The following is a 14,723-nucleotide window of genomic DNA, read 5'->3' as shown; positions in this document are numbered from 1 at the left end:
GCGGTTAACGCTTTTTGACGAACTCGGTCAGGATCACGATCCGCTGGCCTTCGACGCGCCCCTCGATATGGGCCGGATTATCCGCAACCAGCGATATCTTATTCACCGCCGTGCCGCGCTTGGCCGTGAAGCCGCCGCCTTTGACAGGCAAATCCTTGATCAACACGACCGTGTCCCCTTGGCTGAGGACCTGACCGTTGCTGTCGGTATGTATGACCTCTGCCGTGACATTATCCGCCCACGCTTGGGTTTCGTCATCAAGGTACAGCTGATCCAGCAAATCACGCGACCAATCGGTATCAAGCCGCTTGAGCGTCCGCGCGGCATAAACCTGAAGCGCAGCATCCTCGGTCCACATCGTTGACGCGATGGGGCGGAAGTGATCGGCAGGCGTTTGCGGGTCAGCGCACAAGGCGCAAATATCGATGCTCGCGTCAGCAGGGCCGCCTGTTACAGGGACGGCGACGAGCGGGGCATCTATTGTGCAAAGGGGGCATGTCATGGCGGTGGTTTAGGCCGCGCACCCAGCACTGGCAATCTTTTGTTTACCGTGATCGCACAATATCAAATCATGAGCAGATACCGACGCATCTACGTGCCAGGAGGCACCTATTTCTTCACCGTTAACTTGGCAGACCGTGGGTCAGACTTGCTGATACGTGAAGTTGAGCTTTTACGATCTGCATATGCCTCGGTCATGGCGGAGCACCCGGTGACCTGCGACGCCATGGTCGTGCTGCCGGACCACATTCATGCTGTGTGGACATTGCCAGACGGAGACGCTGATTTCTCTGTTCGCTGGAAGAAAATCAAATCGACTTTCACCCGCCACTATCCACACCCCGTATCGGTCAGTGCCAGCAAGGCGCGCAAAAATGAACGCGGCATTTGGCAACGGCGGTTTTGGGAGCATTGCATCCGCGACGAAGCCGATTTCGCCGCCCATGTCGAATATTGCCATTGGAACCCCGTGAAACACGGGTTTGTCGAGCGACCGGAAGAATGGCCATATTCAACGGTCCATCGGGCAATCAGACGTGGCGAGTATGTAACGTAGGGTGGGTGAAACCCACGCGTTGCGCACGGTTGAGGGGGAGTGACGCGTGGGTTTCACTAGCTCAATAGCCTAAACCAATCTCTAACCGACAACTCGAGACGATCACTTTCATCAGCTGCTAGACTACAACAATGCGCAATTGGACCACGCAATAGATTTAGCTGGTTAAGAACGCGCGAAACTGCCGACTTGGATGAAAGCACAGGCTCGAAAAGTTCAAAATTATCAGTAATCAATTGAGAAAGTTGACCAAACGTAGTGTAGTCAATGGGGTCGGCAGATCGCAAAGTTAAACCCGCATGCTGTTCTTTGTCACGATTTCGCTTTACTTCAATACGGATACCTTCGGCAACCCTTTGTGTCTCCCACCACCCAGATCCTTCAGCGTCTATAAGCGTATCTTTTATCAAATTTCTGATTGACACTTCCAAGCAGTAAAAGATTTCATAGTATTCGGACATACGGGCGGCTTCTGCTCGAACGTTACCTTCAAAATTCTTATATTGCTCCAGCTTGCGTACACCGGGCTCATCTCTCACAACCAGAAGTCTATGACCTGTTTGCTCGCTTACATTTTTGAGTTCAGATTGAATTTGAGCGCCGCTCATCCCAAAAGCACGAACTATCATTTCCGATTTTCTAGATATCGTCATTTCTAAGCAGGTGCTCCTTCAGGCTCTTAAATATAGCGTTGAAAACTTCAATGTCTGTAGTTTCTGGAAGGTTCAAATTTATATTGTACCCAATATTAAGGCCAAGTTCCTGAGGTTTGGGGGTCGCAGGCTGCTGGACTTGCTCTCGAAAAGCCGATTCATCTGGCCTCTCGCTGGGCCTATTTGTTTGCAAGGTCGTTCCTTCGGTATGGTCGAAATCAGAAGCGTCGATCAAGTGCCGCAAACACGAAAGTATCAAACCTACGGGCCGCGCATCAGAAGCCAAACCCGTCGCTTGGATTACTAAATCTCTTAATTCTTGCTCGGAGCAATCGTGCATATACTCATTTAGATCATACAGCGGTTTGTATCCATGCTTTACCGCCCTAGCTAGGGCTTTCCCCCCATCGGAAGTTCGTAAACCACGATAAATATCAGAAGGGCTGCCATCGGTTTCAGCCAACCCAATACGTTTGAGAAATGTGGTTATCTGATCACCAGAACTACCCGGTATCCCTAATTTAGTTTTGACAAAGTCTTGGGTAACTTTCGGGGGCGTTGGGGCTCGCCTAATTGCATCGAGTGCCTTTGGTATATTTCCTGGGGATGCTAGATATGGCAAATTGGTCAATTTTCTTATTCCATTGGTTAAAATTCAACCATAGGCAGTTAGACTAGTGACCTTCAATACCTAATGTAATGTGCTTCACCCTCACCCAGTGGGCTACGCGCTTGGCTACGCCAAACTCTTTCGCCCACCGTCGCTAAAAATGGTCGGCTTTTAGCCGTCCATTTTTAGCGCTGAAATAAACGCTTCCTGCGGGATATCTACCTTACCGAACTGGCGCATCTTCTTCTTACCGGCTTTCTGCTTGTCCAGCAGCTTCCGTTTCCGAGACGCGTCCCCACCGTAACACTTGGCCGTGACGTCTTTGCGCATCGCGCTCAATGTCTCGCGCGCAATCACCTTGCCGCCAATCGCCGCTTGGATCGGGATTTTGAACATGTGGCGCGGGATCAGGTCTTTTAGCTTTTCAACCATCGCACGGCCGCGCATTTCGGCGCGGTCGCGGTGCACCATCGTTGACAGCGCATCAACAGGTTCGTCGTTCACAAGGATCGACATTTTCACCAGATTGTCCTGACGGTAGCCGATCATCTGATAGTCAAAGGACGCATAGCCCTTGGTCACCGATTTCAGGCGGTCGTAAAAGTCGAACACCACTTCGTTCAGCGGCAGGTCATAGACCACCATCGCGCGGCTGCCCGCATAGGTCAGGTCCATCTGGATGCCACGACGGTCTTGGCACAGCTTCAAAACGTCGCCCAGATAATCATCGGGTACAAGGATCGTCGCCTTGATGCGCGGCTCTTCGATGTGGTCCACGAATGTTAGGTCGACCATGTCAGCAGGGTTGTGCAACTGCGTGACGGTGCCGTCTTTCATGTGGATGTCATAGATCACCGACGGGGCCGTGGTGATCAGATCAATGTCATATTCGCGCTCGATCCGGTCGCGGATCACCTCGAGGTGCAGCAGGCCCAAGAAGCCACAACGAAAGCCGAAACCAAGCGCGGCTGAGGTTTCCATCTCGAAGCTGAAAGACGCGTCATTCAGCGCCAGCTTTTCGATGCTGTCGCGCAGGTCTTCGAATTCGGCGGCGTCCACGGGGAACAGACCACAAAAGACCACGGGCTGTGCAGGCTTAAAGCCCGGCAAAGCCTTGTCGCAGCCCTTTTTCTCGTGCGTGATGGTATCACCAACACGGGTGTCGCGGACCTGTTTGATCGACGCGGTGAGAAAGCCGATGTCGCCCGGCCCCAGCACGTCAATTTCGGTCATCGCGGGGCGGAATACGCCGATGCGGTCAACGTGATGCACGGACCCGTTTTGCATCATACGGATGCGGTCGCCCTTTTTCAGCTGGCCGTCCATAATGCGGACCAGAACGATCACGCCCAGATAGCTGTCGTACCAACTGTCCACCAGCATCGCCTTAAGCGGCGCATCCAGCGTACCCTTGGGCGCGGGCAAACGATGCACCACAGCTTCGAGGGTTTCGATGATCCCTTCACCAGTTTTGGCGGATACGCGGATTGCCTCGGACGCGTCGATGCCGATCACGTCTTCGATCTGTTCGGCGACGCGGTCGCAATCGGTGGCGGGCAGGTCGATCTTGTTCAGGACCGGCACGATCTCGTGATCCGCGTCCAGCGCGTGATACACGTTGGCCAATGTCTGCGCTTCAACGCCTTGGGTGCTGTCGACAACCAACAGCGATCCCTCAACCGCGCGCATGGACCGGGACACCTCATAGGCGAAATCCACGTGGCCAGGAGTGTCGATCAGGTTGAGAACGTAATTCTCGCCATTGAGCGCGGTGTAATCGATCCGCACGGTCTGCGCTTTGATCGTGATGCCGCGTTCGCGTTCGATGTCCATGCTGTCTAGCATTTGCTCTTTCATATCGCGCAGGGCGACTGTGTTCGTCTCTTGGATAAGACGATCAGCGAGCGTGGATTTACCATGGTCGATATGCGCGACGATGGAGAAATTGCGGATGTGTGAAAGAGCTGTCATGGATAGGGATATGGTGCGGTTTTAAGCGCTGGTCAATGGGTCGGATTGCCTGTCGGCATTGATGATTGCACCATAGCACAAGGGGTATCGACGTTTTGCCGCGCTAGATCCTTGGTTGCCCCCGTCTGAATACAAGAGTACGGAACGGGGAACTCCTATGCAAAATCTGCATATCAGCGGAAAATGCTTTGAAAATATGGCCGTCATGCGTTCTCACTTTTGCTTGAGTAGAGCCTTCCTGCAACACTCGAATTTAGTTCGCCTGCCTTACGGTTTTAAGCGCTACTGAGCCTTCATAGGTTTGAGGTCTCTAATGGCCTGCGACGGCGTGGGCCGGGTGAAAAAGGAACTCAGAGATGAAGATCAAACAACAGCTTGCACCTGTAGCGGCCGCTGCCCTTGGCCTAGCGTTTGTACCCGTATTGGCACAGGCCCAATCCGCCGGGCCAGTTTGGGACTTTTACGGACAATTGAACTTGGGCGTCGTCAGCGTTGATGACGGTGTCGACAGTAATTCCGCCTTCACTGACAATGACAACTCCAACAGCCGCATCGGCCTATCCATGACGCAGGCCATGCAAAACGGATCCGAGCTTAAGCTGACCTTTGAGACCGGCTTGGGTCTGACCGGGTCGTCCAGCCTGAACGGGTCCGACAACGACTTTGACGCAGAATACCACCGGACTGAACTGCGCAAATTCGACCTGGCATACAAGACACCGACCATGGGGACGTTCTCCTTGGGTCAGGGCAGCACGTCGACTGACGGCTCCGCCGAGGCTGATTTCTCGGGCACGGGCGTTGCTGCTTATGTTGGCATCAGCGACATCGCCGGTGGCCAATCCTTGCGCTTTGCGGATGGTACGCTTTCGACGGTGAACATCGGCGGCACAAACAGCTCGTTCGATGGCGGCCGTCGCCTGCGTGTCCGGTATGATACGCCAGTCTATAGCGGTTTCTCGGCATCGGTTTCGGCAGGCCAAGAAGTTCTGAAATCGGGTGACGACAACGATTACTACGATGTTGGCACACGCTATGCGACTGACTATGGCGATTACAAAATCGACACGCGTCTGGGCTATTCCTTCCGCGACAGCACGAACGATCTGGTCATGGGTTCGGCCGCTGTTCTGCACGCGCCAACCGGTCTGAACCTTGCTGTTTCGGCAGGTCGTCAAGTCGCCGGTGACGCTGATTATGCCTATATCAAAGCGGGTCTGACACGCGATTACTGGGCCATCGGTTCGACATCGTTGTCGATCGATTACTACGACGGCAACGACTTTACCGTCGCAGGGTCCAACACCTCGTCCGTGGGCGTTGCGGTTGTTCAGCGTCTTGACCAGTACAACACCGAGCTTTACGCGACCTACCGCACCTATGAATTCGACAGTGCGTCGGCGTCTTACCAAGACATGGACGTCACATTCGTCGGTGCCCGCTGGAAGTTCTAAACCACTGCCATACCAACGCCTTTGCCCGATAACTTTGGGCAAAGGCACGTCAATTTGCATTATCGTGAATTGCCCAACCGCAGATTATGCGGCATAGTTGCCCGGGCAGAAGGTGCAGCAAACGGGATCAACCCGGCGCGCCGAAGACGAGGCAATAAATGTTACGAATTTTTACGATGATTTGCGCGCTGTCAGCATTGGCCGCTTGTGGCAGCGGACGCGGCTATAACCCCAGTGGCGGATACCGCAGCGCGCCCGTACTGTTCGCGACGGGACCAATCCATTCGGCGTGCATGGCGGCAGGGCGCAAGCAGGCAAGTCGGTCACGCTGTGGCTGCATCCAAGCCGTCGCAGATCGTTCGCTTTCCGCGTCAGAGCAGCGGCGCGGTGTCGAGGTGTTCAAAGACCCCCACACCCTGCAAGAAGCCCGCCAATCCGACCGTTCCAGTGACAACGCGTTCTGGAGCACATGGAAAGCCTATGCCAACACCGCGCAAACCTTGTGCAGCGCGGCCTGATACCTAGACGGCAGTGATCAAATCTGCGGGCGGGTTGGTTCGCCAAAACGCTCGATCAGCCGGTCTTTGATCTGATCGCGTGCGGCACGGTATTGCACCATCTTGGCGTCGCGGGTTTCCCCCAGCCCCGTGGGGTCAAGGATAGGCCAGTATTCGACGGTCAGGTGATAAAACCGTGTCAGTTCCAACGCGCGGCGCTGGCTGGCCGGGCTTAGGGCGATAATCAGATCGAACGAGCTAAGGTCGTCGCCCCAGTTTTCCATCTCGTCAAAGCTGCGCGACCGGTGGCGCGACAGCTCAACATCCAGCTCTTGGCAGACCGCGATGGAAAAGCCGTCAATCTCAAGATCATTCATGACACCAACGGACTGGACATAGGTGCCCGTGCCGTAAAACTTTTTCATCAACCCTTCGGCCATGGGGGACCGCACAGCGTTGTGATCGCAGCAAAACAGCACCGATTGGGGCAGGTTTTCGTCCATTTATCCGCCGTAATGCAAGACGCAGATCAGGGTGAAAAGACGCCGCGCCGTGTCTGTGTCAATCTCGGCCTTGCCTTCAAGCCGCTCTTGCAGCACCCGCGACCCTTCGTTGTGGATACCGCGGCGGGCCATATCAATCGTCTCGATCTGTGCGGGGGCCGATTTCTTAACAGCCTCAAAGTAGGATTCGCAAATCTGGAAGTAATCTTTGACGACCTGACGGAACGGCCCCAGCGACAAATGGAATTCCGCTGCCTTTTCATCGCTTTCCGTATTCACATCGAATACCAAACGTTTGTCGCGGATCGACAGCCCCAGATGGTACGGGCCCTGTGGTACGGGTCGGTCGTCGCGGGCTGGCAGCGTGAACACGTTGTCTTCGAGCAGGTCAAATAACGCGACTTTGCGTTCCTGTTCGATTTCAGGCGTGGGCGGCGGCAGGTTTGCATCGTCAAGCACGATATGCGTGATCCGAGACATGGGCTTCTCAATTCATACTTAGGGTCGCACGACCATAGGCCGCGCAATCGGGTTGTTCAATCTAGGTCGCCGCGTCACTCGTTCAGCTTGCCCAATCGGGCTGTGACCGACAATCCATGTGCCTCAAGGCTCTCAGACCTTGCAAGCCGCGCGGCTGAGGGCCCGATTGCGCGCAGCGCTTGGGGAGACATGCGGGCAAGGGTCGTGCGCTTCATAAAATCAAGCACGGACAGGCCTGAGGAAAAACGCGCGGAGCGTGCCGTTGGCAGCACGTGGTTCGGACCGCCGATATAGTCGCCGATGGCTTCCGGCGTCCATTGGCCGAGGAAGATGGCCCCGGCATGTGTAATCTGCGCGCTAAGGGCGTCAACATCTGCGACGCACAGCTCAAGGTGCTCAGGCGCGATCCGGTTGCTAAGGGCTGCGGCGATGGCAACATCGGGCACGGTGATGATAGCACCGTTATCACGCCAACTTGCCCCGGCGATCTTGCGCCGTTCCAACGTTTCAAGACGTTTTTCGACAGCGGCGGCAACGGCCTGACCAAAGGCCGCGTCTGTGGTGATGAGAATGGATTGCGCGCTTTCGTCATGTTCGGCCTGCGACAGCAGATCAAGCGCGATCCAGTCTGGGTCATTATCCGCATCCGCAATCACTAAAATCTCGGACGGGCCTGCGATCATATCGATGCCGACCTTGCCGAACACGCGGCGCTTGGCCGCGGCGACAAATGCGTTGCCCGGACCGGTGATTTTATCAACCGGTGGGATCGTATCGGTACCGTAGGCCAAGGCGGCGACAGCCTGCGCGCCACCAATGCGGTAGATTTCATCGACACCAGCGATACGGGCGGCCAGCAGCACCAGCGGATTAAGGACGCCGTCAGGTGTCGGCACCACCATCGCCAGACGCTCAACACCAGCGACTTTGGCCGGAATCGCATTCATCAAAACGGACGACGGATAGCTGGCAAGCCCGCCCGGCACATAAAGACCCGCAGCGGAAACCGCTGTCCAGCGCCAGCCCAAGGTCGCGCCAGCATCATCTGTCCATTCCGCATCTTCGGGCAATTGGCGGGCGTGATAATCACGGATGCGGGTGGCGGCCAGTTCCAACGCGGCGCGATCCTCGGCCGTGACTTCGGCCACGGCAGCGTCGACTTCGGCAGCGGTGATGCGCAGGGTTTCAGGTGTCAGTGCGATACGGTCGAATTTCTGGGTCAACGCGATTACCGCAGCATCACCTGTTTCGCGCACCTGCGCGATGATGTCGGCAACGGTATCATCGACATCCGTGCTTTCTTCGCGCTTGGCAGACAGCAAAGCTGTGAAGGCCGCCTCAAAATCAGGCTGTGAGTAATCTAGGAACTGGGGCATTTAAGATCCCTTTCAGCCATGTGCCCGATTATGGACGGGGCGATGCAAGGTGATGTTGAATTTGGATATTTAAGAGCCAGAGAAGCGGATCAGACCGGATGTTCCGGCAACTTACGTGAAGGCGCGACATAGGGCTTGGTCACGTCTTTTAGGGTGACCTCAAGCGCTTCGACGCTGAGGCGGATCGCGCCATCGCCAGCAAGGGTCAAAAGCACGTCGCCCGATGGCGCATCGGTTTCATTGAATTCGATATCGAGCAGTGACAGGATCATATCGCTGTCGCCTTTGGTCACGCCTTGGGTCGATACGCGCTGAACATTGTTGAACATCAAGACCGATTGAACACGTTCAGGTGCATGGCGCGTTTTGCCTTCGTCTTCCCAGCGGACCCGGTTCAAAAGCAGCGCGAACCGTGCGCCTTTTTGATGCCAGCGCATCTCGGAAGCGGGGAAAACCGCGTCTTGGGTCAAGGACGAGATCACCTTGAGGTCATCGGCATCCAAAGCGCCAAGGTTCAACGGGGCCTCACGGCCATCTTCGAAACGTGCGTCCTGGGTCATTATTCTTTGATCCGTTCAATGTTTGCGCCCACGCCGCGCAGTTTGGCCACCACATGCTCGTATCCGCGATCCAGATGATAGACGCGGCTGACTTTGGTTTCGCCCTCGGCAGCCATCGCCGCAAGGATCAACGAGACAGAGGCGCGCAGATCCGTCGCCATGACGGGTGCGCCTTTCAGTTTCTTGACGCCCTTCACAGTCGCTGTGCCGCCGTGGACCTCGATATCGGCCCCCATGCGGATCAATTCGGGCGCGTGCATAAAGCGGTTCTCGAAAATCTTTTCCTCCAGCACCGAGGTGCCTTCGGCGGTGCAAAGCAACGCCATCATCTGCGCCTGCAGATCGGTGGGAAAGCCGGGGAAAGGTTCGGTTGTCACATCCACCGCTTGGATCATGCCATTGCGGCGGGCTACTTTGAGCCCCTTGTCGGTTTCTGTCACGTCGATACCTGCGGCATCAAGCTTTTCGCAGAACGCTTGCAGCAGATTGATCCGACCGCCCAGCAATTCGACCTCGCCGCCGCAAATGGCGGGGGCCAGCATATAGGTGCCCAGTTCAATCCGGTCGGTCACGACGCGGTGTGTCGCAGCGTGCAAGCGATCAACGCCCTGAATTTCAATGCGGCTGGTGCCGTCACCTTCGATTTCTGCGCCCATGGCACGCAGGCAATCCGCAAGATCGACAATCTCGGGTTCGCGGGCGGCGTTGTTGATCACGGTCGTGCCCTTGGCCAATGTCGCGGCCATCATGATGTTTTCTGTCGCACCCACCGAGGCGAACGGGAAATCGATCACGGCACCTTTGAGTTTGCCGCCCTCGGCCTTGGCATGCAGATAGCCGTCACGCAGGTCGATCTGCGCGCCCATAAGCACCAAGCTGTCGGTGTGGATGTCCATTGGCCGCGCACCAATGGCGCAGCCGCCGGGCAACGACACCTCTGCATGGCCTTCACGGGCAAGCAGCGGACCCAGCACAAGGTTAGACGCGCGCATTTTACGAACGATGTCATATTCAGCCCGGGTGTTGATTTCGCCGTGGCACGACATCGCCAGCACGCGGCCATCCTGCATTGACGTGACTTCGGCCCCAAGCGAGCGCAACAATTCGGTCATGGTGCGAATGTCGGACAGGCGGGGCGCATTGGTCAGCGTCAGGGGTTCTTCTGACAAAAGGCAGGCAGGCATCAGGGTCAGGCAAGCATTTTTGGCCCCTGCGATTGGAATTTGTCCCGACAGCGCACCGCCGCCTTTGACCACAATCGAATCCATCGTTCAGCCTTCCGTGTCTTGGCCTGATTGGCCGTTGTCTGTCTTGGTCTCTGCCTTGCGCGCGCGGGCTTGCGCCTTGCGCCGGCCCATATTTGCCTTCAGCGCCGCCTTGAGCCGATCTTCACGGATGGCTTTGGCGGTCTTGGGCTTTTGAGGGGCGGTACCTTGTGACATGTCGATTGTCTAGCGCAGCGGGCAGTCAGGGTCCAGATAGCCCTTGCACCATATTGCGAATGCGTCTAATCAGCCGCCATTCGTGCTGGAGTAGCTCAGTGGTAGAGCGCGTCATTGGTAATGACGAGGTCGGGAGTTCAATCCTCCCCTTCAGCACCATTTCCCCAACATCTGCTATTTATCCTCTTATACCTCTGAATTTATGGGTATCCCAGGTGATTTAGGGCCGTTTTAGCCATCGTTGGGTGGGCCGCATTTCGTCATTGCAGGCAAAGCGAATCTGCGCAAGCGCGCGGATTTCAGGGATGCATTAACCTGCCGTCGCCGATGAATTTGGTGCCCCGTGCAGGCGGCACCCGCAGGCCCCGCACATAATTTTATTGATCCATACCGATATGCCGTCATTATCCTTTTAACGAGGAGAGACCATGCCCCATAAACTGACGCTCGACGCCGTAGAAGATTTGGCCCGCGACACGCTGATCGCAGCGGGGGCAACGGATGCCGCTGCCAGTTCGGTCGCGCGGTCCACCCGCCTTGCCGAGCGTGACGGCATACGCAGCCACGGGTTGCTATATCTGCCGATCTATGCCGAACATCTGCGCTGCGGTAAGGTATCAACGACCGCCGCCCCCAGCGTGACCACACCGCGCCCCGGCACCGTTCGGGTGGATGCAGATCACGGGTTTGCCCATGCGGCGATTGATACGGGTTGGGACAGTTTTACAAAAGCCGCGACCACAAACGGCATCGCGGCGATGAGCATCCATAATTCGTATAATTGCGGCGTCCTTGGCCACCATGCGGAACGCCTTGCCCAAGACGGGTTGGTCGGGCTTTGCTTTACCCATGCGCCTGCGTCGATTGCACCACCCGGCGGCAGCAAACCTGTTGTGGGTACAAATCCGTTTTCCATCGCGGTGCCAGATGGCCTTGGCGGGGCGATGCTGGTGATTGACCAATCGGCCAGCGCCATCGCCAAATCCGAAATCCTGCTGCGCAGCCGCGAAGGCAAAGCGATTGAACCCGGTTGGGCGCTGGATGCTGATGGCAATGAAACGCTGGACGCGGACGCCGCCCTTGCCGGTTCCATGGTGCCCTCGGGCGGGTACAAGGGTTTCGGCGTTGGTCTGTTGGTCGAAATTCTGGCCGCAGCATTATCAGGTGCGAACCTAAGCGCCGAGGCCAGCCCCTTTTCCGGTACCAAGGGCGGGCCGCCCGGCACCGGACAGTTCTTTATCGCGATTGATCCTGCCAGTTTTGGTGGGGACGGTTTTCACGCCGCAATGCTGCGCCTTGCCACGTCGATCACCGATCAGGATGGTGCCCGCCTGCCCGGCCAGCGCCGCGCCTATAACCGCGCCCGGATCGAGGCCGAAGGGGTAACTGTGGATGACGCGCTGCTGGCGCGGATCAAAGCCGCGGGAACCCCCGCCACATGAGCCCGGTGATCGACGGGCTGCAATATGCGAACTGGTCGGAAAAGATATTCCGCGAGATGCGCGCGGGCGGTGTTGATGCTGTGCATGCCACAATCACCTATCACGAAAACTTCCGCGAAACGGTGCTGAACATCGAGGCGTGGAACCGGCATTTTGAACGCCATCCCGATCTGATCTTTCAGGGCTTCACCGCTGACGACATCACCTTGGCGCGTGAAACGGGGCGCACGGCGATATTCTTTGGGTCGCAAAATCCGTCCTGTATCGAAGACGACATTGGACTGGTTGAGGTGCTACACCGTCTGGGACTGCGCTTTATGCAGTTAACGTATAACAACCAATCCCTACTGGCGACCGGTTGTTATGAGGATGACGATACCGGGCTGACCCGTATGGGCCGCGAGGTCGTTGCGGAAATGAACCGCGTCGGGCTGGTCGTCGACATGAGCCATTCCGGCGAACGCTCGACCCTCGAGGCGATTGAGTATTCCACCCGCCCCATCGCCATCACCCACGCCAACCCAGCCGCGTGGCACGCCGCGTTACGCAACAAGTCTGATAACGTCTTACGGGCCTTGTCAGGCACGGGGGGCATGTTGGGTTTTTCTATCTACCCCCATCACCTGAAAAACGGCGGTGCCTGCACGCTGAACGAATTCTGCGAAATGATTGCGCGCGCCGCCGATAGCTATGGCGTCGAAAATCTGGGGATCGGGTCGGACCTGTGTCAGGATCAACCCGACAGCATCGTTGAATGGATGCGCACGGGGCGCTGGACCAAACGCATCGACTATGGCGAGGGCAGCGCGGATGCGCCGGGGTTTCCGCCCATGCCGGACTGGTTCGGGGGTAACGCCGATATGCCCAATCTGACCGCGGGACTGCGTGATATCGGTTTCTCCGACGATGACACCGCAGCACTGATGGGTGGCAACTGGGCGCGGTTCTTTCGCGATAGCTTTGGCGGGACCGTATGACCCGCGCGCCGCTGTCCCCTGCCCGGACGGCGGCACCGTTCCGCCGCGATCCGGCGCAGGTCATGCAGTTGCCGCGCCTTGGTCTTGCGCATCCGACGCGGCTGTCATTTCTGCGTATTTTATTGCGCCGGATGCAGCGCGAAAACTGGCGCTTTGACCGGCCTGTGTTTGATATTGATGCCAATGGCGTGGGCCGCGCCGTTTACCGCGCCATAGGGCCGGAACGCACCTACAGTCTGGTGGCCTTTGCCCATGATCTGCCTGCTGATCAACGCTCAGACCGGGTGATTGCAACGGCGTGGGACGCGACGTTTGCCTTGCATGACGGAACGCCCGATGCTGCCGACCTTGACCGGTTGGCAGAAAATGTACCGCTGCAAGAAGCCGGACGCGTGACCCAAAAAGAGCTGACCCTAAGCCGGGCAAACCGGTCGGTGCGGCTGTTCGATCACGTAGTCCAATGTCTGTCCGAGGGCCGTCAGCCTGATGCACACGACTTGGCGGCAACCGGGTATTTGATGCGCACCACGGCCGTTTACGGGTCAGGAAAATTCGGTGCCGCAACCCATCACAGCCTGAGGACCCGAGCCGAAACCGCCGCGCCGTTCCAAACAGAAATGCTCACAGTCTGGCTGATCCGCACCTTTACCGTTGATATGGTCAACCACATGGCGCGGAATCGGGGCGGGGCGGCGGCTGTTCCGCTTGCTGACAACCTGCGGCGCAGCCTTGGTGTCGGGAATTCAACGGGCCTGGGCATGGCACCGTTTCTGGTGCGCCACCCGATATTGTTGAACAACTGGATGATGGCGCGTGAAGAAGCCCTTTCCCGTGTGCGGGCGCAAAAGGTGGCAGGATCCGACACGGTTGAGCGCTTTGTTCAGACGCTTAAGGCCGCCCAAGAGAACGCAGCCGTCTGGACCAGCGCGCACCCGCTTCAACAAGACCGTCTGACTGCCCTGCGCGCGGGGCTTAACCAGATCGCAGCCTACGTCGAGGCTGGCTGGGATCGACGAGGAGAGTATCCGTGGGGCGTGCTCTGGCATTGGGGCCAAACCCATCTGGAAACAGAGCCGCAGGAAGCGCTTTTGTCGCTCATGCTGGAGCCGCACGGCGATCTGATTGACGAGCTGGAGGGGGGGCTCAGCGCGGATGAAACAGCAGCGTCTACAATTAACGGGGGCCAGCAGATTGGCGCGTTGAAAACGTTGTTGGTGAAGAACTATGACTGGGCGCTTGGGGTCGATTATGCGGATCGCAAGGCTTCCAGCCGGTTTTGGTATGTCTCAGAAGACAAGCTTGAACCGCGCTTGGGTGAGCGGTTCGATGAACCGGGCAGCGACCGCGAGCTGCCGCTTGATATTGGGCGGCAAGCGGCGGCACTGCATAAAGCTTTGGAAGGTTTTCCCGATACGGCCCCTATCGCCGGGCTTCTGTTGGCACATCCGGAACACCGGTCAATGGTGCGCCGGGCGCAGTTGACGGCGACGCGGCCCTTCGCCGAAATCCGCGATAACCTGATTGACGCCGACATGCTGCCCATCGATATGCTGCGCTGCAAATTGGCCTGTTTTGGCGCGTCGCGCTTTGACCCCAGATCAGACCGCTGGGTGCGCATCAGCCTGTTTCAAAACACCCCCTACCCCGATGATCTGCATGCGGAGCCTGACCTTTGATCAAGGCGGATCAAACGCAGCTGAC

General features: G+C 57.2%; 16 protein-coding genes and 1 tRNA gene. 7 read left to right on the top strand and 10 right to left on the bottom strand.

Translation table 11 applies throughout. The features are described from left to right. Nucleotides 1–4: 4 nt before the first annotated feature. Complete coding sequence (locus WNY39_RS13010; RefSeq protein ID WP_342846044.1) at nucleotides 5–502, bottom strand: alkylphosphonate utilization protein; 498 nt, start codon at nucleotides 500–502, stop codon at nucleotides 5–7. A gap of 69 nt (nucleotides 503–571) precedes the next feature. Here WNY39_RS13010 and WNY39_RS13005 point away from each other — a divergent pair, with 69 nt between their 5' ends. Then, complete coding sequence (locus tag WNY39_RS13005; RefSeq protein WP_342846042.1) at nucleotides 572–1,057, top strand: transposase; 486 nt, start codon at nucleotides 572–574, stop codon at nucleotides 1,055–1,057. Nucleotides 1,058–1,113: 56 nt separating this feature from the next. On the opposite strand, the gene WNY39_RS13000 is transcribed toward WNY39_RS13005, so the two are convergent. The 3 genes from WNY39_RS13000 to lepA form a co-directional block, all read right to left on the bottom strand. Then, nucleotides 1,114–1,710 carry a Swt1 family HEPN domain-containing protein gene (locus tag WNY39_RS13000; RefSeq protein WP_342846041.1) on the bottom strand — a complete coding sequence of 199 codons (597 nt, stop codon included), beginning with the start codon at nucleotides 1,708–1,710 and terminating at the stop codon, nucleotides 1,114–1,116. Next, complete coding sequence (locus tag WNY39_RS12995; protein WP_342846039.1) at nucleotides 1,697–2,341, bottom strand: DUF5343 domain-containing protein; 645 nt, start codon at nucleotides 2,339–2,341, stop codon at nucleotides 1,697–1,699. Before WNY39_RS12995 ends, WNY39_RS13000 begins: the two co-directional genes overlap by 14 nt. A gap of 150 nt (nucleotides 2,342–2,491) precedes the next feature. Then, a complete protein-coding gene (gene lepA / locus WNY39_RS12990) occupies nucleotides 2,492–4,291 on the bottom strand; it encodes a translation elongation factor 4 (RefSeq protein WP_341233545.1) in 1,800 nt (599 codons plus the stop codon). A gap of 356 nt (nucleotides 4,292–4,647) precedes the next feature. Here lepA and WNY39_RS12985 point away from each other — a divergent pair, with 356 nt between their 5' ends. Together WNY39_RS12985 and WNY39_RS12980 are read left to right on the top strand one after the other, a co-directional pair. Beyond that, nucleotides 4,648–5,745: a porin gene (locus tag WNY39_RS12985; RefSeq protein WP_342846037.1), complete on the top strand. Its 1,098-nt coding sequence runs from the start codon at nucleotides 4,648–4,650 to the stop codon at nucleotides 5,743–5,745. Between the two features lie 158 nt (nucleotides 5,746–5,903). Next, complete coding sequence (locus WNY39_RS12980) at nucleotides 5,904–6,263, top strand: hypothetical protein (protein ID WP_342846034.1); 360 nt, start codon at nucleotides 5,904–5,906, stop codon at nucleotides 6,261–6,263. 17 nt (nucleotides 6,264–6,280) lie between these two features. Here the strand turns inward: WNY39_RS12980 and WNY39_RS12975 are convergent, their stop codons facing one another. The 6 genes from WNY39_RS12975 to WNY39_RS12950 form a co-directional block, all read right to left on the bottom strand. Then, entirely contained in the window at nucleotides 6,281–6,745 is a 465-nt protein-coding gene (locus WNY39_RS12975) for a low molecular weight phosphatase family protein (RefSeq protein WP_341233542.1), read from the bottom strand. Beyond that, nucleotides 6,746–7,225, bottom strand: coding sequence for a UPF0262 family protein (locus WNY39_RS12970; RefSeq protein ID WP_342846032.1), 480 nt, complete (start codon nucleotides 7,223–7,225; stop codon nucleotides 6,746–6,748). It abuts the gene before it with no gap. 74 nt (nucleotides 7,226–7,299) lie between these two features. Continuing rightward, nucleotides 7,300–8,601, bottom strand: coding sequence for a histidinol dehydrogenase (gene hisD, locus WNY39_RS12965; RefSeq protein WP_342846030.1), 1,302 nt, complete (start codon nucleotides 8,599–8,601; stop codon nucleotides 7,300–7,302). An 89-nt stretch (nucleotides 8,602–8,690) separates the two neighbouring features. Beyond that, nucleotides 8,691–9,161, bottom strand: a complete 471-nt coding sequence (locus WNY39_RS12960) for a DUF2948 family protein (RefSeq protein WP_341233539.1) — start codon at nucleotides 9,159–9,161, stop codon at nucleotides 8,691–8,693. Beyond that, nucleotides 9,161–10,429: a UDP-N-acetylglucosamine 1-carboxyvinyltransferase gene (gene murA, locus WNY39_RS12955; protein ID WP_342846028.1), complete on the bottom strand. Its 1,269-nt coding sequence runs from the start codon at nucleotides 10,427–10,429 to the stop codon at nucleotides 9,161–9,163. Before murA ends, WNY39_RS12960 begins: the two co-directional genes overlap by 1 nt. 3 nt (nucleotides 10,430–10,432) lie before the next feature. Then, nucleotides 10,433–10,603 carry a hypothetical protein gene (locus WNY39_RS12950; RefSeq protein WP_341233537.1) on the bottom strand — a complete coding sequence of 57 codons (171 nt, stop codon included), beginning with the start codon at nucleotides 10,601–10,603 and terminating at the stop codon, nucleotides 10,433–10,435. An 84-nt stretch (nucleotides 10,604–10,687) separates the two neighbouring features. Here WNY39_RS12950 and WNY39_RS12945 point away from each other — a divergent pair. The 4 genes from WNY39_RS12945 to WNY39_RS12930 all read left to right on the top strand — a co-directional run bounded on the left by WNY39_RS12945 (nucleotide 10,688) and on the right by WNY39_RS12930 (nucleotide 14,698). Beyond that, nucleotides 10,688–10,762: transfer RNA gene (locus WNY39_RS12945), tRNA-Thr, on the top strand. Between the two features lie 269 nt (nucleotides 10,763–11,031). Next, nucleotides 11,032–12,045: an Ldh family oxidoreductase gene (locus WNY39_RS12940; RefSeq protein WP_342846025.1), complete on the top strand. Its 1,014-nt coding sequence runs from the start codon at nucleotides 11,032–11,034 to the stop codon at nucleotides 12,043–12,045. Further along, the gene (locus WNY39_RS12935; RefSeq protein ID WP_342846023.1) at nucleotides 12,042–13,022 is read left to right on the top strand and encodes a membrane dipeptidase; all 981 of its coding nucleotides are present in this window, start codon (nucleotides 12,042–12,044) and stop codon (nucleotides 13,020–13,022) included. Before WNY39_RS12940 ends, WNY39_RS12935 begins: the two co-directional genes overlap by 4 nt. Next, nucleotides 13,019–14,698: a hypothetical protein gene (locus WNY39_RS12930; protein WP_342846021.1), complete on the top strand. Its 1,680-nt coding sequence runs from the start codon at nucleotides 13,019–13,021 to the stop codon at nucleotides 14,696–14,698. Before WNY39_RS12935 ends, WNY39_RS12930 begins: the two co-directional genes overlap by 4 nt. Nucleotides 14,699–14,723 lie beyond the last annotated feature (25 nt).

Origin of the sequence: Sulfitobacter sp. AS59, assembly GCF_038899995.1 — a bacterium.
In the GTDB taxonomy this organism is placed as follows: Bacteria; Pseudomonadota; Alphaproteobacteria; order Rhodobacterales; family Rhodobacteraceae; genus Sulfitobacter.
This window is presented reverse-complemented; position numbering and strand designations above follow the sequence as displayed.